Annotated in this window: 15 protein-coding genes; 4 read left to right on the top strand and 11 right to left on the bottom strand. The window is 58.2% G+C overall.

Annotated elements, in window-relative coordinates; genetic code table 11:
• Positions 1–857: 857 nt before the first annotated feature.
• On the top strand, positions 858–1619 hold the full coding sequence (locus MUN84_RS18780; protein WP_244699048.1) for a PQQ-dependent sugar dehydrogenase: 762 nt from the start codon (positions 858–860) through the stop codon (positions 1617–1619).
• Between the two features lie 209 nt (positions 1620–1828).
• Positions 1829–2791 carry a S41 family peptidase gene (locus MUN84_RS18785; RefSeq protein WP_244695495.1) on the top strand — a complete coding sequence of 321 codons (963 nt, stop codon included), beginning with the start codon at positions 1829–1831 and terminating at the stop codon, positions 2789–2791.
• Between the two features lie 461 nt (positions 2792–3252).
• Here MUN84_RS18785 and MUN84_RS18790 read toward each other — a convergent pair whose 3' ends face one another.
• The 6 genes from MUN84_RS18790 to MUN84_RS18815 all read right to left on the bottom strand — a co-directional run bounded on the left by MUN84_RS18790 (position 3253) and on the right by MUN84_RS18815 (position 10861).
• Complete coding sequence (locus MUN84_RS18790; RefSeq protein ID WP_244695496.1) at positions 3253–3591, bottom strand: sensor histidine kinase; 339 nt, start codon at positions 3589–3591, stop codon at positions 3253–3255.
• A 78-nt stretch (positions 3592–3669) separates the two neighbouring features.
• A complete protein-coding gene (locus tag MUN84_RS18795) occupies positions 3670–6105 on the bottom strand; it encodes a PAS domain-containing protein (RefSeq protein WP_244695497.1) in 2436 nt (811 codons plus the stop codon).
• A 121-nt stretch (positions 6106–6226) separates the two neighbouring features.
• The gene (locus tag MUN84_RS18800) at positions 6227–6517 is read right to left on the bottom strand and encodes a hypothetical protein (protein WP_244695498.1); all 291 of its coding nucleotides are present in this window, start codon (positions 6515–6517) and stop codon (positions 6227–6229) included.
• Positions 6518–7176: 659 nt separating this feature from the next.
• Positions 7177–7584 (bottom strand): response regulator, encoded by a 408-nt coding sequence (locus tag MUN84_RS18805; RefSeq protein ID WP_244695499.1) that lies wholly within the window; start codon positions 7582–7584, stop codon positions 7177–7179.
• 26 nt (positions 7585–7610) lie between these two features.
• Positions 7611–10520 (bottom strand): PAS domain-containing protein, encoded by a 2910-nt coding sequence (locus MUN84_RS18810; protein WP_244695500.1) that lies wholly within the window; start codon positions 10518–10520, stop codon positions 7611–7613.
• Positions 10521–10666: 146 nt separating this feature from the next.
• On the bottom strand, positions 10667–10861 hold the full coding sequence (locus tag MUN84_RS18815; RefSeq protein ID WP_244695501.1) for a hypothetical protein: 195 nt from the start codon (positions 10859–10861) through the stop codon (positions 10667–10669).
• Positions 10862–10948: 87 nt separating this feature from the next.
• On the opposite strand from MUN84_RS18815, the gene MUN84_RS18820 reads away from it, so the two are divergent.
• The gene (locus MUN84_RS18820; RefSeq protein WP_244695502.1) at positions 10949–11353 is read left to right on the top strand and encodes a hypothetical protein; all 405 of its coding nucleotides are present in this window, start codon (positions 10949–10951) and stop codon (positions 11351–11353) included.
• A 318-nt stretch (positions 11354–11671) separates the two neighbouring features.
• On the top strand, positions 11672–12223 hold the full coding sequence (locus tag MUN84_RS18825; RefSeq protein ID WP_244695503.1) for a hypothetical protein: 552 nt from the start codon (positions 11672–11674) through the stop codon (positions 12221–12223).
• Positions 12224–12327: 104 nt separating this feature from the next.
• On the opposite strand, the gene MUN84_RS18830 is transcribed toward MUN84_RS18825, so the two are convergent.
• From MUN84_RS18830 to MUN84_RS18850, 5 genes are all read right to left on the bottom strand, one after another.
• On the bottom strand, positions 12328–12561 hold the full coding sequence (locus tag MUN84_RS18830) for a hypothetical protein (protein ID WP_244695504.1): 234 nt from the start codon (positions 12559–12561) through the stop codon (positions 12328–12330).
• A 496-nt stretch (positions 12562–13057) separates the two neighbouring features.
• Positions 13058–13867 carry an MBL fold metallo-hydrolase gene (locus MUN84_RS18835; protein ID WP_244695505.1) on the bottom strand — a complete coding sequence of 270 codons (810 nt, stop codon included), beginning with the start codon at positions 13865–13867 and terminating at the stop codon, positions 13058–13060.
• A 221-nt stretch (positions 13868–14088) separates the two neighbouring features.
• Positions 14089–14655, bottom strand: coding sequence for a hypothetical protein (locus MUN84_RS18840; RefSeq protein ID WP_244695506.1), 567 nt, complete (start codon positions 14653–14655; stop codon positions 14089–14091).
• Positions 14656–14930: 275 nt separating this feature from the next.
• Positions 14931–15515 carry a hypothetical protein gene (locus MUN84_RS18845; RefSeq protein ID WP_244695507.1) on the bottom strand — a complete coding sequence of 195 codons (585 nt, stop codon included), beginning with the start codon at positions 15513–15515 and terminating at the stop codon, positions 14931–14933.
• Positions 15508–16650, bottom strand: a complete 1143-nt coding sequence (locus tag MUN84_RS18850; RefSeq protein WP_244699050.1) for a VPS10 domain-containing protein — start codon at positions 16648–16650, stop codon at positions 15508–15510. The genes MUN84_RS18845 and MUN84_RS18850 overlap by 8 nt, the downstream gene beginning before the upstream one ends.
• Between the last annotated feature and the right edge of the window lie 18 nt (positions 16651–16668).

The raw sequence follows: 16668 nt of genomic DNA on the forward strand, positions 1-16668 counted from the left end.
AGTGTGCGGGGTACCTCTTCACGACTCCGGCCGAGCGGGACCTGTACCGACGGATCAGCAGACAAAAGGTTCGGCAGGGTAGGGGTGAGCTGACGACGTGCTTCTTGACTTTATAGAGGTCGAGGACTTCGGCTAATATAAGCTTGGCCGTAAGCGCAAGGCCTTCCAGTGCCAGTATTTCAGCAGGCATAATGAGGGCCCGGGACTTAGCCGCCAGCGGTGCTACCCGGATGCATTAGGGAAAGAAGTAAAGCTTAACCTCATCTATAACGGTCTGACAGCAAGACTCGTAGCACCTGGTAGGCTAATCCTGTATCCGATGAAAAACATTACCAAGCTATTACTGCTGACTGCCCTGAGTCTGGGCGCTTGCGACAACGAGAACAACGCGGAGGAGGAACCGCAGAACGAGGATATCCAGACCGAGACGCTGACGCCCAGCCTTACCCGGATCCGCCTCGCCGATGTGCCCGCTCCCTTTGCCAGTCAGTCAGTGACCAACTACCCCAAGTGCTGGCTCAGCGTCCTGACGATGCCCGCCTGCGGGCTCCCCAGGGCTACTCCGTCAACACCTTCGCCGACGATCTGCCCCAGGGGCGGTGGCTGGCCGTAGCGCCGAATGGCGACGTGTTCGTGGCCCAGATGATGCTCAACCAAATCACGGTGCTGCGCGACACCAATGGCGACGGACGGGCCGACGAGCGTAGTGTGTGGGCTACCGGGGGAGTGCTGAACCGGCCGATGGGCATGGCCTTCAACGGTAACTATTTTTACGTGGCCTGCTCCGGCGCCATTCTGCGTTATGACTACAGCAGCGGCCAGCGGCAAGCCGGCGGCCAGCCAACCCAACTCGTGGAATTGCCCGGTGGGGGCCAGCACCCGGCCCGCTCCCTGCTCCTGTACAACAACAAACTTTACGTGGGCATTGGCTCCTCCCAGAACGCGGCCGTCGAGCAGGACCCGCGCCGCACGACCATTCAGGAGTACAACCTCGACGGCACGGGGGCACTACTTACGCCTCTGGGCTGCGCAACCCCCAGGGCATGGCCGTGAACCCCGCCCGTAGCGGAGAAATTTGGTCGGTAGTGAATGAACGGGACGGCTTGGGCGATGACTTGGTACCCGACTATGCCACGGTGGTTCCTCGCGGGGCCTTCTTTGGGTATCCCTGGGCCTACCTCTCGCCCGAAAAGCGTGACCCGCGCGTGATGGACCCCGCCCCGCCCCAGGTTGCCACTACCCGCACGCCCGAGGTGTTGCTGCGCGCCCACGCCGCGGCGCTGGGCCTAACCTTCTACACCGGATCGGTGTTTCCCGAGGACGCACGCGGGGACTTGTTCCTGGCCATGCGCGGCTCCTGGAACCGCTCCGTAGGCTCAGGCTACAAGGTGGTGCGCGTGCGCATGAACGCCGCGGGAGTACCGGAGACGGCTGGCCCGGATGGGCGCGGGGCTGCATACGAAGACTTCGTGACCGGCTGGCAGCTTAATGAGGGGCAAGCCGCTCCCCCGCAGGTATGGGGGCGCCCAGTGGGCCTGATTACAGGCCCGGACGGTTCGCTGCTCATTGCCGAGGATGGGGCCGGTGTTGTTTGGCGCGTGAGCTACCGCGGCAACTGAGTTCAGCTAAGGGGTTGTACTCGCAGAAGCCCCGTTATGATAACTCGTCTTTACCCAACACTCGAAGCAAAAAGCGCCAGCCTACCAGCTGGCGCTTTTTGCTTCGAGTGTTGCTAACAGTACCACCCTAAACGGTAGTGGCTCGGGAAGGTGTACCTTTCAGAGCTGGCTATTGCATATCGAACCTTGCTTCATTATTCCGCTTACACATGACGTTTAGGCTCTGGCTTTTATTCTCTCTCATTACTTCTTGTCGGGCAGAAGGTAAACCGCCCTCCCCAGTGGTGCGGAAATATTTGGCAGAAGTCGTTGATATCATGCAAGCCAACTCTATTAACCGGAAGACTATTAACTGGGTAGAATTCAGGCAAAACCTACTAGCGCAGGCAAGCGACGCTCAAACGATTGAGCAGGCGTATCCAGCAGTTGTATCCGCCATCGTTGCCCTGGGCGATAAGCACAGCGCTTTCGTGCCCGCCAGCCCGGTAAAGGGCCCCCAAGCCCCCGCTGACAAGCAACCTCCGGTATATCCTGACGAGCCGGTGCCCGGAGACATCGGCTACATCCGCATTCCTTGGGTAGTTGGCAATCAGCAAAAAATGGACGCGTATATAGCCCATGTACAAGCCCAAATTAAGGAGCGGGATAAGGTAGAATTAAAAGGATGGCTCGTGGACCTAAGAGGCAATATGGGGGGTAATATGTGGCCGATGCTTGTAGGAGCAGGACCGATTTTGGGAGAAGACACGCTAGGCTATTTTTTTACCTCGAATGATATTAAAACGGCTTGGCGATACGAAAAAGGCAAGGCATTGCTGGACGGTGACGCACAGGCAGAAGCAGCCAATTATTACACATTAAAGTCCGCCAATCCGGTCGTGGCCGTGCTGACAGATACCTTAACGGCTAGCTCGGGCGAGGCCGTGGTAGTCGCCTTCAAGGCTCGGAAGCACACCAGAAGCTTTGGGGCGGGCACGTGCGGAGTGTCTACCAGCAGAAGCCGCTTTTATTTGTCCGATGGATCTGTTCTCTTGCTGACAACCGCTGTATTCGCCGACCGCCGCCTGGTACCCTATGGCCACTCGATAGCACCCGACGAGCTGTGCAAGTCCACCGAAGTTGTAACGCATGCTATTCGCTGGATTAGAGAAGAATACAAGGCAAAGAAATAAGTACCCAGCCGGCTAGCAGGGTACGCACGCGCCGACAACGACGCACATCACCGAGCTGTACCCGGCCAAAATGAGTAGCGGCCCATTGATGGCATCGCAAAACTGCTCGGAAAGACTCACGCCGACGAAAACACACAAGTAAAAAAGGCCAGCCGGTAGGCTGGCTTTTTCGCAACAAGATTTGGGTAAGAACAAGCCCAATGGTTGGGGCTTCTTGCGTCTTATCGGGTAAGCATACCATTTGCTAAGATTGGCAGCTCCATGTCCGCGCTCAGTAACTGACTCAGCAACCGAATCAAGCGGCTCGTAGCCTTCCCTGGCCCTTTCGCTTCCTCCCGCGCTGATATCGTGCCCATGATAAACTGCCCCGGCCGCGCTTCCATAAGCATGAAGGTAGCCCGAAAGCTGGGTGCCGGCTAGGGCAGGAGCAGCCCGCCATCCGAGTAGGCAGGCAGGACCAGTCAACCGGGAAAGTAGACGCGGAACACGGAACCGCGGCCCAGCTCACTCTGCACCTCAATGCGGCCCCCGGCATTCTCTACCATGCGTTTAACCATGTACAGCCCAATGCCCGAGCCCTCGACGTGGGTGTGCAGGCGCTGAAACATAGCAAACAGCTTGTCCTGCCCTTGCTGCAAGTTCAGGCCCAGGCCGTTGTCTTGCACTTCCAGCACCTGGTAGCCCTCCTGGGGCTGGCAGCAGATCTGCACGTGGGGGGCGCGGTCGGGGTGGCGGTACTTGAGGGCGTTACTGAGTAGGTTGTATACCACGGAGCGCAGGTTCTTCTCGGCAAAAGTCACCGTCAGGTCGGCTGGGATGGTCACCGTGAGCCGGGCCTGGCTTTAGTGCAGCAGGGGCAGCAGGTCGAGCCGGACGGCTTACACCAGCCCCGCCAGCAATACCGGCTGATGAGCCGGGCTGTGCTCTTTCTGCAGGCGGGAAATGTCGGTGAGGTGAGCAATGGTGCGCTTAAACCGCTCGATGGCTCCGTGCATGAGGGTCAGAATCTCGGGTACGGCGCCGACGCGGCCGGCCGCGGGTAGCTCGTGTTGCAGGGCCAACAGCAGGCCCTCTACGTTGGCGATGGGCGCCCGCAAATCGTGCGAGGCCGTGTAGATGAAGTTGTCCAGGTCCACGTTGGTGCGTGTGAGCTGCTCGTTGGTATGGTTCAGATCCTGGTTAGCGGTGGCGAGCTGCTGGGTTACCAGCTCCAACTGCTGGTGAGCCTGTCGGCGCTCGGTAATATCCATTACCACGCCCGCCATCCGCAGGGGTTGGTGGTCATCATCATAAAAAACGCTGCCCCGTACTTCAATCCAGCGCAATGCGCCATCAGTGCGCCGGATGCGCGCCTCAAAATGCAGCGCGCCGGTAGTACCAGCCTGGTCAAACGCCACCGCCACCGCCAGCTGATCTTCCCCGACGATGTGCGACACAAACTGCTCGTAGCCCCACTCGGGTAGCAGATGTGGGTAGCCGAACAGACGGTCGTGCTGCACCGTTCGCACGGAAGTATCGGTGCGCAGGTCCAGGTGCCACGTCCCCATTTGCCCAGCGGCCAAGGCCAGGTCCAGAGATTCGCGGCTGCGCGCTACCTGCTGTTTGGCAAGCACCTGCTCGGTGACGTCGTAGGCGAAGGTGGTAATGCCGACAATGGCGCCGTTCTCCCGGTAGGCCTGGTAGGTGAAGCTGGAGTAAATGGTTCGCACAGGCCCATCAGCCGCATTTCGGACTACCAGCGGCAGCGCTTCCCCAAAATAGCTTTCGCCCGTGTGATACACCCGGTCGAGCAGGGTGACGAAGCCATACTCGACGGCTTCGGGTAAGGCTTGGGCTGGGGTGTGCCCCACGAACACGCGGTCGGGAAATAGGGCTTGGTAGGCGGGGTTAACGTACTCGAAGCGGTGCTCCGGGCCGCGTTGGATGCAGACCGCGGCCGGCGTTTGCTCGAACACCTGATAGAACATCTCGCGCTCGGCTACTTGGCGCTGTGCGGCGGCTAATATCTCTGCCTGCAACACTACAGCTTGCTGGCGGGCTTCTACCTGGGTCGTGACGTCGGTGGCAATATTGAGCACGCCCAGCAGCTCGCCGGCCGGGCCGTACAGAGGCTGGTACACGAAGTTGAAATAGTGCGTTTCAAGCTCCCCGTTGTCCTGGCGCAGCGTAGCCGGCAATTCCGTACCCGTAAAGGGTATACGGGTGCGGCCCACTTCTCGAAGCAAGTCCTCGAAGCCCTGGCCGCGTAGCTCCGGTACGCCTTCCAGCAGTGGCTTACCCAGTACCTGGGCCGGCTCGTAGCCCCACATGGCACAGAGCCAAATATTGGCCTGAGCGACTACCAAGTCTTCTCCTTGAAATACCCCAATAGCTACCGGAGCCTGCGTTAGCACCGATTGCAGCAACTGACGTTGCGCCTCCGTCTCGGCGCGAGCTGCCTGTACTTCGCCGGTGCGCTCCTGCACGCGGGCTTCCAGCCCTTGGTTGAGCTGCTCCACCTGCCGGCGGGCCTGCACCTGCTCGGTCACGTCGTAGGAAAAATCCAGCAGCCCATCCACGCGGCCTTGGGTGTCGCGTAGGGGATGAAAAAACAGATTCAGAAACAGCTGCTGGGGCTGGCCGCTCCCGTTAAAGTCTAGCCACACCTCCAACTCCTGCTGGTAGCTGGCCTCGCCGGTCTGGTACACGCGGTCCATTACGGCCAGCACGCCTTGGGCCTCCGCCTCCGGCAGCACCTCGCGCAGGGAGCGGCCGGGCAGGGCCTGGGTAGGAAAGCGGCGCTGGTACGACGTATTGACGAAGTTGTAGACGTGGTTGGGGCCGTGGTAGGTGGCCACCTGCGCGGGCAGCGCCATCAGCACCTCGTAAAAGCGCTGGCGCTGGGTTTCGGCCTCGGCGCGGGCGGCCTGCTCGCGGGCCCGGCTGTCGCGTAGGGACTGCTCGACGGCCGAGCGGGGTAGGTCGGCCAGGTCGGTGAAGTTGACGACCAGCAGCTCGCCGCTGCGCTGGGCCACCAGCCGGAAGTACGTATCGAGGCCGTCGCCCTGGTAGGGCACGTCGTACGTCGTGGGGTGGCCCGTCAGGTAGGCCGTGCGGTACTGAGCAAAAATACCCGTGGGCCCGCTGTGCGGGTACTGCTGGCGAAACGTGCGGGCGGGCTGCGCGGGCAAGTGCAGCAGGCGCTGGGCCGCTGGGTTCAGGCGCACAAACCGGAAATCGACTAGCTCGTCGCGCGCATCGAAGATCGGGGCGTAGAGCACGGCCCCGGTGGGAACCAGGTCGAAGAAGACATCAAGCGGATTATCAGTCGCCACGACGAGAATAGGTGTAAAACGAGTATAAGCAGGCGGATAGCAAGCCGGCGAAGATACTATCCGCTAACGGCGCCAGTGCCACCGGGTTAGCTTATCCGTTATCTTCAAGCAGCTACTTCCGTTAGGAGGCCGAATGCAAGGCTTGGTAAAACAGCGGAGCGGCCGCCTCAAGTAAGGGGACGTTGACAGCCCACTCCTGGCAGAGGTCCAAATCATAGTGGCACAACGAACCGTAGAGGCGGCCCTGCGCGTCGTACACCGGCACGCCGCAGTACGACACGACCAGCGTGTTTACCTGTTCGGAGCGCGGGTCCAGGGCCGCATCCAGAATGTGCACGGGAGCCTGCTGACGCCCAACCAGCGAGCAGAAGGCCTCGGCCAAAGGCACATCGTCGCCCTGGTGGCGGTGCACATTATACCGGTCGTAGAGCAGGATATTGCGGGAGTACTCCCCTCGAAACGAAATAGGCCGGTATAACGGTGCGGGGTGCGGTTGTTCAGAAACCCCAGGGCGGCGTGCACACCCATCTCGTGCAGTACCTGGGTGAATCGTTCAAGGTCCGGCACAGAGGTGGAAGAGGTGGCCGCAGAGTAGGAGGTCATGGCATAGGGAAATCGAATGGCGTTGGGCCAACCACGGCTGTGCTGCTTCTGTTCCCGGTGGTAGCCTTATTTCCTAAAAATTTTGGGTTTTTAGGGTAGGCCAGGAGGTAAGAAGCCGATAAAGCGCACAACTAAAGTAGGAACTGGAGGCGTGTGCGTGCCCTATTGGCAGCGGGTGAAGCCGCCATTCAAGCAGGAATGAGCTTTGCTATGTGGAGTGATAGGAGACGAGCAGCGTCGTGCTACTACCCGCGGGCCAGCATTCTGCGCACCAAGTTTTCTGGGGTGCAATCAGGTGCTGATGTACCCGCCCAATAGGCTCATGTACCCTAAGGAATCACAGAAAATTTGTAACACCACTGCTTGCTTATGAGCTGGGGTAGGAGCGCGACCCGTCCTACCCAAGCCCCTGGGCCGCTGCACGAAACATTGTAGTTATGCAAGGCCCGTCGGCCGTACCACGGGCAGCTAGGTGAAGTGCTCCTGCAGAATCTGGTCCACCTTATCCCGGGTTAGGGGCTTGGTCAGGTAGCCTGCAATGGGTAGGCTCTGCATGGTTGCTACGTCCGCCGGGTTCAGGGAGGTAGTAAGCATGATGATGACCACGGCCGGGTTGTCGGTGGGCGGGCGGCGGGCATAGGCCTGCAGAAACTCCATGCCGTTCATGCGCGGCATCTTCATGTCCAGCAGAATCAGCGCCGGACAGGTAGGGGACGCTACCGGCGCGCAGTGCGTGTGCAGCAGGTCGAGGGCCTGCTGGCCGTTGGTAGCCACCAACACGGTATCGGTGACGGCCATGCGCCGCAGCAGGGTCTGGTTGAGGTAATTGGTCGTTTCGTCGTCGTCAACGAGCAACGTACAGGATATGGCTGTCATGCAGAAGCGAAAGAGAGATACACAGGTCAGGCGGTTTCTACTGCCTGGGGCAGGTGTACGAAAAAGGTGGTGCCGGCGCCGGGTTGGGAGTGTACATCAATATGGCCCCCGGCATTTTCTACCATGCGCTTGACCATGTACAGGCCAATGCCCGAGCCCTCCACGTGGGTGTGAAAACGCTGAAACATGCTAAACAAGCGGGGTAAATACGCCGACTCGATGCCCAGGCCATTGTCGTGCACTTCCAGCACCGTGTGGCCCAGGCGCACGTGGGCCCGCACATCTACCCGGGGTGCGCGGTCGGGGGAGTGGTACTTGAGGGCGTTGCTGAGCAGGTTATAAACCACCGAGCGCAAGTTCTTTTCCGAAAACCGGACGGGCGGCTGACCCGACACGTCAATGACCAGCTTGGCGCCGGTGGCCTGCATCAGAGGCAGCAGGTCCTGGTGCACGTCCTCAACCACCGCGGCCAGATTAACCGCGGTAACTGGTGCGTCGTGCTCCTTCTGCAGCTTGGTTACTTCGGTCAGGTGGTCAATCGTGCGCTTGAACCGCTCCACCGAGTCCATCATGCGCAGCAGGGTAGGCGCTACCTGCGCGGACTGGGCCAGGTGAGCGGGCAGCTCCTCCTGCAGTAAGTTCAGCAAGCCCTCAATGTTGCTGATGGGAGCTTTCAGATCGTGGGAAGCGGTGTAAATGAAGTTGTCTAGGTCTACGTTGGTGCGCGTGAGCTGCTCGTTGCTGGCTTGCAGGTCGGCGTTGAGTTCCTCGGCCCGGTCGCGGGCCATGCGCAGCTTGGTGGTGAGGCGCTGCAGGGCTTGTTCGCCCTGCTTCTGCTCATGAATGTCGAACACCGTGCCCACGTAGCCCTCGAACTGCCCGGAACGGTGGAAGCGGGGCAAGCCCGTGTCCACGGCCCAGCGGTAGCGCCCGTCGTGGCGGCGTTGGCGGTAGAGCAGGCTGAACGGGGCCTGCCGGGCCGCGGCATCCGCAAACGTGGCGTGCGTGGCAGCTCGGTCGTCGGGGTGCACCGCGTCGAGCCAGCCCACGCCCAGGCCCTCGGCTTCAGTTTGGCCGGTGTAGTCGTACCACTGCTGGTTGAGGTACACGCACTGGCCGGCGGCGTCCGTGAGCCAGATCATGGTGGGCACGTTATCGGCCATCTGGCGCAGGTACTGCTCGTTGCGCTCCACTACCTGCCGGGCCCGCACCTGGTCAGTTACCTCGTGGGCAAACACCAGCACCCCGTCGATGGCGCCTTCGGTAGTACGGCGGGCCTGGTAGGTAAACGTCCAGTACATGTCCTCCAGGGGGCCATCGTCGTGGCGGGCCAGCTGCAGGGGCAGTTCTTGGGCCACAAACGTGGTGCCCGTGTCGTACACTTCCCGCAAGTGCTGGTAAATGGGTGCGTCGGCAATTTCGGGCAGAGCGTCGAGCACCGGCCGGCCGAGTAGCGCGCGGCCGGGAAAGATGCGCTGGTAGGCTGGGTTTACGAGCTGAAATACCAGGTTGGGGCCGCTGAGGATGACGATGGGGGCTGGGGCTTCCATGAAGAGCGTATGCAGCTGCTGACGCTCGGCTTCGCCTTGCTGGCGGGACTGCACCTGCTCCGTGACATCGAAGGCAAAGATGGAAACGCCGGCCACCTGCCCGTTTTCGCGGTAGGCTTGGTAGGTAAAGGTGTAGTACACCTGCTGGCTGGTGTGCCCGCCGGCCGGCGCAAGGTGCATGGGCAGCTCCGTCCCGAAAAAGGTTTCCCCGGTGCGGTACACCTCGTCGAGGAGGGTTAGGAAGCCAGCCTCTTCGGTTTCGGGTAGGGCTTCGGCCACAGCCCGGCCGGTGAGCTGGCGCTCGGGAAAAAGCTGCTGGTAGGCCGTGTTCACGTACTCGAAGTGATGCTCCGGACCGCGCAGCAGGGCCACGGCGGCGGGAGTATCGGCCAGGATGTGAAACAGGGCTTCGCGCTGCTGTACCTGCTGCTGGGCCGTGCGCAACGCCTCGGCTTGGGCCACCAGGGCGGCTTGGGTGCGCTCCTGCACGCGGGCCTCCAGCTCTTGGTTGAGCTGCTCAAGCTGCTGGCGGGCCACTACCTGCGGGGTTACCTCGTAGGCGAAAACCAGGATGCCGTCGATGGTGCCAGTTAGGTCGCGGCGGGCCTGGTAGATGAAATTGTAGTAGCGCTTCTCTAGCTCCGATGCCCCAGCATTCTGGTGGTCGAGCTGCACGAGCATTTCGTGAGCCTCGAAGGTTTCGCCCGTCTGGTACACGCGGTCCAGTAAGCCAAAGATGGGCTGGCCGGCCAGCTCGGGCATGGCCTCGGCAATGGTCCGGCCTACCAGGGGCCGCTCGCCCACCAAGGCCTGGTAAGGCGGATTGACGAACTGGAATACGTGCTGGGGTCCCTCAAAAATGCAAATCATGGCCGGCGCCTGCTCGAACATGTGGTGCAGCTGGGCCCGCTGGGTTTCGGCTTCGGCGTGGGCGGCCTGCTCGCGGGCCTGGGCCTCGCGCAGGGCTACCTCCACGGGGGAGCGGGGCTGGTCGGCCGTGTCGGTGAAGCTTACCCACAGCCCGTCGCCCGAACGACGGGCCGCCAGGCGGTAGTAATTGTCGTACCCGTCGGCCTGGTAGTTGATGTTGTATTCGCGCGGCTCACCAGAGATAAAGGCGTCCACGTGAAAGGCAAACGTGCCGTGGGCCTTGCTGTGGGGCCACTGCTCATTGTGGGTCAGCGTAGGCACTTCCGGCATGCGCATCATGCGCTGGGCCGTGGGGTTCAGGTACTCAAAGCGGAAATCTACGATGTCGCCTGAGCCCGCTGGGTCGTAGAGAGGCGTATAGTAAATAACGCCGGTCATCGACACTGCCAGCAAATCCCCCAGCAGGGTGTCAGCTGGTAAGGAGCGCAGGGGGGTAGGTACTGATGAAGCAGGCATCGAGGAAAGGATAAGGAGTACGAATAAATCACCCGCGCTCAGGCCCCGCAAACATACGCGAGAGGAGTAGGAACGGTAGCCATTGAAATAAAGCCAACAAGGCGGAGCAACTCGTGCGTAAGGTAGTCCTTCTACGGCGGTTCAACTTAACGCCCCACACTGGCGGCGGCGGTCAGCTTGTAACCGGCAGGTAAGTGCCAGGGCTTCTCTTTGCGGATCCGGAACGGTAGGATAAAATCGTTTTCGGCTGGCCTGCCAACGCCCTTAGGTTCACCTTGCGGGGCGGCATAACACTGCGCCAGGGCCTGGAATAGGGGTAGGTCGTATGGCAGCTGCGTCATGCCGGGGAAGACATGCTAGCCGCCGAGTTGCCCACTCCGCTCTTTCCCGCGAGTGTAGTACCTTACGCAATGGATTTAGCAAGGCAGATGGCCGCCGGAACCGTGGGGGTAGACCCCGCCGGGTACGTTCACCTCCAATGGGGGCCGGGGTCCGGAGACTCCGCGGCGGCCCGGGCCGTGTTCGACGAAGTGCTGCGCTTGCTGCAAGTTTCGGGTTGCGGGAAGCTGCTGACGGATCAGCGCCAGCGCGTTCCGGCCACGGAGGAGTACATGGGGTGGCTGCTGGTCGACTGGTTGCCCCGGGCGGGCACGGGCCAACTGCTCACCCAGGTTGCCGTCGTGACGGCCCGGCCCTTGCACCTGCGCTTACAATCCTTGGATGTCAGCTCGGAAGGAAAGCGGCTCTACGGCATCTGTACCCGTTATTTCGCCACCCTGGAAGAAGCTAGCCAGTGGCTGCAGGAGACCAATGGGCAGGAGCCAGGCACCTAATGAAGGGTAGCACTACTGGCCGGGTTGCCCAGGGTACAATACAAACCTACCATTTACGGCAGAAGAAGTGCTAGTTCATGAAGTCGGGTTTCATAACATGATGAGTTTGTTGCACTCTATTGATAATAGTGGTAATGCCGTTTATCCTTCTCCAACTTCACCTGCTAGCTTAGACCAAGCTAAAACAGGTAAAGTATCGCCGAGCGAGGATAATACTAAAACGATCATAAAAAACAACGTCAAAAAAGGGAGAGTTACGCCATGAGATATGGAATAGGATTTTGGCTGTTTATACTACTCAGTGGTTGCTGTTTAACCATGAAGGGTCGATATATAAGGCAAACTTATAAAAGAGAGCATCGCCCTCTCGATTATCAAGTTTTCGATGATAAACATATTGATATTGTCAAGCAAATTAGCAAGGTTGATACTTTATTATATGAGTTGGATATTGAATCTTATCGTTCTGGAGATCAAATCATAAAAATGAATGGTTTTGTTGATAATAAATATAATAATTCATTTTATAAAAAATCATATTATAAATTAGATATTAGTTTAGTAAAAAAGCTTTATCTGCAACATCCTTCGCTGAAGATAGATTTAGAATCTATTGAAGCATTCTCAAGGAAATTGGATTCGTTATCAATGAATAGAGAGAACGAAAAAAATAAAATATCTCCTTATTGTGGTATAAATTATTTGCCTATAAATTTGAATTTCAACGCAGTTTATATTGGACATAAATTTCAGATAATTCCAGTGGAATTAGATTGTGCTAAATATAAGATCTATAAAAAACATAAAGGTAGAAATTACAAAATTAAGCGAATACCAGTTTATATTATAACTAAAGTTTTAAATAATTGAGAAACTGTGATAAAGATTCGAGTGGACTGACGTGATCATCAAGTAGGAAGTCAGAGTGAGAATAGGGAATAGGGAATAGTGATGGTTCTGCCTACAGAATTGTTCTAAGGAATGAGTTTGATAACGTGAGAGCGACGATTTTGTCGCACATGTAGCTTCTCATTTTGCAATTCAAACTGGGTGCCATCGGGATGGATATAGTCCGCCGTACGTGCTACCCCATCCTCATCCACCTCGAAGGCCCGGATAGGCTCCTGACTAGTGAGCGTATAGGAACAGCCCTGCTCATCAAAGCTGCTTTCCAGCTTCTGTCGGCTGCTGATCGGCTGTGAGACCATAGTCGGCCGCAAGCGTGCGTAGTGAGGAAGTGTATAGAAGTATACGGGCGAGCCCCAGGGGTATACGGCCCAGTCATTCGTGACCCGCTGCCGGTAGATACCTTCACTGCTTTCCCCGTCCATCGTGACGGACAAGTTCGCGCTAGTTGCTCCCGCCATGATTACCCATGTCTGCCCCACCAGCCGCTCCCATTGGTAGTGGTTGCGTTGACCACTCATGCCTCCGGGCAAAACCACTTGGGTTCCGCGGGCAGCGAAAACAGTATCGGCGGGAGGAATCTGCAAGGATACGGCACGCAGGCTCCGCTCGGTGCTGAAGAGAGCATAAAGTCGAACTCCGGTTGCTACCTCTATATAGGTAACTAGGTTTCAGCCGGCGCTCCTAGCAGGAAAATACCAGGCCTGCAACTCTCTACGGGTTCAGGTGCACGACATCGTGCTCCTACCCAAGCCCAACCCAATTGCTCAGCCGGCTGTCCTGCGCCGCGGGGCTGCCTTACTGGGCTGCCGCCGGATACCAGTTGCGCAGCCGCACGTCAATTTTCTGGTTGGTCGCATTCACGGTTTTCCGGAAGCCTTCCACATCGCTCAGCCCGTTCTGACCCCGGTAGTGGTAGGGGTACACAATGCTGGGCTTAAAGGCCAGGACGCCCTGCGCGGCCTGCTGCACGTCCATGGTGTAGGGGAGGTTCATGCACACGAAGGCCACATCAATGTTCTTGAGGGCCCGCATTTCGGCAATGTCTTCAGTATCGCCGGACAGGTAGACGTTTGTACCGCCCAGACCTAAGACGTAGCCGTTGCCCCGACCCTTGGGATGCCGGGAATCGGCCGTTTCGGGCAGGTTGTACATGGGAAGGGCCGACACCGTCAGCCCCAGCGTGTCGAGTCGCTGGCCGTTGCGCAGGACACGCACCCGCGCCTGGTACTCGGCCGGCAACTGATCGGCTACCGCCTGAGGCACTACCAGTAGAGCCTTACCCACGGAGAGGCCGGCCAGGGTTTTCGTATCCAGATGGTCGCCGTGAATGTCCGTAATCAGAATCAAATCAGGCGCCGCCAGCCCAGCGTAGGCCGCGGCACCGCCGTAGGGGTCCACGTATATTGTCTTGCCTTGCCAAGTGAATACCACGCTGCCGTGGGTAATGGGCTGCACTGTGAGCGGACCTTTTTTGGTTTTAATCTGGTCGGCAGCGGCCCGTGCGGGGGCCGCGGTGGGTGCTGTAGAGGCGGTAGGAGCAGTTTGAGCCTGGGCCTGAAGAGTAAACGTGGCCAGCGCAGCCGTGAGCAGGAGAGTAGATTTCATTCGTTTTCTAACGGTTGAGTGACGTTGTTACCGGGTTTTTCCAGCTGCCGGGCTCCGCGGGGGGTAGCTACCTCTACAAGCGGGATGATAACCCGCTTGCTTTGCCCAAACTCAGGTAGGGCAATTGGTCCGGTCCTCGCGCCGGGCGCTGCCGGAAGCCTAGCGGAATCTGATTGAATTACCGAACCGGTGACCGTGGTGTTGCTTTGGCTTAGTTGTGACTAGGCCGCCGCCGCTTTGCGACGCTCGGCCTCTGCCTTTACCGCGGCCTTGAAGTCTTCATTGCCGTGCAGTTCAGGATGGGCTTTCCACACGGTGCCCGGGGCGTCCCCGTTCTGCAGGCGGTTCAGGGCCTCGGTGAGCCCATCGGCTTCGGGAGACTTCTGCGGGGCGGCTTTGGCTTCTGCCGTTAGCTGCTCGGATTCCTCTTCCCCAAAGAAGCCGTGTTGGTAAAGACCCGTTAGCTTGAGCACCGCCCGGCTCAACGCCCGTTTCTCGGCGGTTTCAGCAAAGTAGCTGTTCTTGCAGTTCTCCGGCACGGCGCTGCCGTAGGTTTCTACCGTGGCCTCGTCCATCTTCGCTACGGCCTTAATGACGGCGTACTTGGGTTCGAGCTTCAGGGCTTTATAGCTGACCTGGATGCCGTAGTGAGCTTGCACCTTCTCAATGCCGGAGCGAGTCAGGATGGTGTAGTGCTGGTGCTGAAACACGTCTTCCTTAATCAGGCCGCACTCCTTATAGAGGCTGTTAAGCTTGTCGGCCTTGGTGGCGGGGGCTTGTTTGGCCATTGTAATCTGCGGGGTATAAGAGTAGTCGAACGAGACGGGCGCCTGGAAGGCACCGTACTTCCTACGGTCTGAGGTTCGCGCCGTTGCCCTAAGTGCCGGAATCCAAGGAAAACAAACGAGTTCGGAAGACCAGAACTACGGCAGGCTGTACCCTAAATAACGGGAAAACCGCGCAGTCTATGGAAAGCTACCGGCTGCAGTTTACGCAAGGATTTCCGTAAAACCTGTGTATGTCAAGGTGCGCAGGGTAACCTCGGGGTGGGTATGAATAGGAGCTACTCTTCGGCCAGTAGTTTCTGCTTGTAGAGGTAGTTCGTGATTGTAAAGAGGGCGTAATTCTTGTCCTGTACGGTGGCGGGAAAGAATTGCCCTTCAGTGAGTTCGTCCAGCAACTGACCGAAACGGATAGAGGTGGAGCTAAACTTCAATCCGTCGTAATCTCCTTGCCAAGGGCTATACAGATAAGTGGGCTTATCATCCGAATTCTCAACGATCAGCCTTTTGCCATCTGCGAAAACAAACACAACTCTACTCCAATTCCGGGTCGTGCTCCAATTGCCGTAGGCTTGCCCGAACGCACTGGTGAGTTGGCTGGCAGTTAAAGAGGCAAGGTTGCTGGCGGTGCTCTTGTAAAAACTAAAATCCGCATTCTCCCCTGGAAATTGATACAGGTTGTCCCTGTCAAACGAGGTGAAGCCCTGCTTTTTTATCTTTTCCGCTTCCCGGTCGATAAAGGCCTGGAAATGCTCAACGTGGTCCTTGCTGATGCCCAGGTCAGAAAGCTGTACTGCTTGGGTCCGAGACTGGTCCAAGGCAGCCACTAGCTCTGCTACGACGGAAGCGGGAATACGCTCAGCCATTTTCGGCAGGAAAGCATTCGGTTTTTTTTTGCGTCATCAACTCAAACTGATTGCCCTTTCTTGTGAAAGACCGGCGGCTATTGTCCGCGTGAAAGCAGCCCTGGGAGCCCCTTTCCACGTGAAATTCAGCCACTGCATTTGCTTGCTGACCAAATAAGCTGGCTGGTAGAGTAAACGGTAGCAGTACTTTCCGCTGCTCATCTACCCGGAAATAGTTGGTAAGGGGTTGGTCGGCTACTAGGAGTTGACCATTGAACAAGGCCGCAGTGGCAATGGGGAAGGGAGCCGTTAGAAACCGCGCCCACCGTTTGCTTGCCTTGTCATAACGTACAATGTCCTGGCCATCAACGCCGTACTCCGCGCCGTGGTAGCGTATGGTCAGCTCCGGGTCCGGGATGTCAACCTGGTTGGTCAGTAAACGGGCGGCGGTGAATTGCGTGGGCTCAATGCGGTAGACCTTGTCGTGGGTTACGGCAAACAGCTTTTCGTTGCGGACGAAAAGGGCGTGGGGAGCTTGGTCAAGGGGCTGCGTGGAGTGCCAAATAGGGCTGAAATCCTGCTGGTAGAGTTGGATGGTCAGGTCTTTCCGTACCGTATACAGGTGGCCCGCTGGGCTTACCTCAAAGTCGATAACCTCCGGAAGACGTTGCCAATCAACGTGGTTGGAGGGAGTGATGAATACTTTTCCTTCCTGGTTGAGTAGGTAGTACTTACCGAAGATCCGGGCCTTACGTACCTCCGGCCGTTGTTCCTTGGATAGCTTGCGGTATTTGTTCTGACTTAGCGGGGTAGGTAGTTTTTCCCAGGTGCGGCAGTTGTCTGTGGTGCGGTAGAGTACATTCCAGTGCGAGCCAAACAGGCCGGTTTTTTCGTCCGGGGCAAAATGGATGGTGGAAAAGCGCAGATTACCCGTGGATTCTACCTTATTGAATTCGCGCCAGCTGCGGCCGCTGTCTTCGGTATAGTAAATGAGCTGGGAGCTGCCGCTCATCCAGGCTTTGCCGGTAGGGGTGGCGTAGCAGGCATCAATCCAGCTACTCTTGCCGAAGGTGACTTTGCGCCAGGAGGCACCGTGGTTGTCGGACCAGTACACGAAATCCTGCTCCCCCTTATCCTGAATAAAGCCGGAAACCATCAGCACGTTTTCCGAAAA

Source organism: Hymenobacter sp. 5516J-16 (assembly GCF_022919335.1).
Lineage (GTDB): Bacteria > Bacteroidota > Bacteroidia > Cytophagales > Hymenobacteraceae > Hymenobacter > Hymenobacter sublimis.

Coding starts and splice junctions, on each gene's coding strand:
- MUN84_RS18810 (WP_244695500.1), bottom strand. CDS start 10,520: ATGCCTGCTTCATCAGTACCTACCCCCCTGCGCTCCTTACCAGCTGAC.
- MUN84_RS18850 (WP_244699050.1), bottom strand. CDS start 16,650: ATGGTTTCCGGCTTTATTCAGGATAAGGGGGAGCAGGATTTCGTGTAC.
- MUN84_RS18785 (WP_244695495.1), top strand. CDS start 1,829: ATGACGTTTAGGCTCTGGCTTTTATTCTCTCTCATTACTTCTTGTCGG.
- MUN84_RS18840 (WP_244695506.1), bottom strand. CDS start 14,655: ATGGCCAAACAAGCCCCCGCCACCAAGGCCGACAAGCTTAACAGCCTC.
- MUN84_RS18805 (WP_244695499.1), bottom strand. CDS start 7,584: ATGACAGCCATATCCTGTACGTTGCTCGTTGACGACGACGAAACGACC.
- MUN84_RS18815 (WP_244695501.1), bottom strand. CDS start 10,861: ATGACGCAGCTGCCATACGACCTACCCCTATTCCAGGCCCTGGCGCAG.
- MUN84_RS18845 (WP_244695507.1), bottom strand. CDS start 15,515: ATGGCTGAGCGTATTCCCGCTTCCGTCGTAGCAGAGCTAGTGGCTGCC.
- MUN84_RS18825 (WP_244695503.1), top strand. CDS start 11,672: ATGAAGGGTCGATATATAAGGCAAACTTATAAAAGAGAGCATCGCCCT.
- MUN84_RS18835 (WP_244695505.1), bottom strand. CDS start 13,867: ATGAAATCTACTCTCCTGCTCACGGCTGCGCTGGCCACGTTTACTCTT.
- MUN84_RS18830 (WP_244695504.1), bottom strand. CDS start 12,561: ATGGTCTCACAGCCGATCAGCAGCCGACAGAAGCTGGAAAGCAGCTTT.
- MUN84_RS18820 (WP_244695502.1), top strand. CDS start 10,949: ATGGCCGCCGGAACCGTGGGGGTAGACCCCGCCGGGTACGTTCACCTC.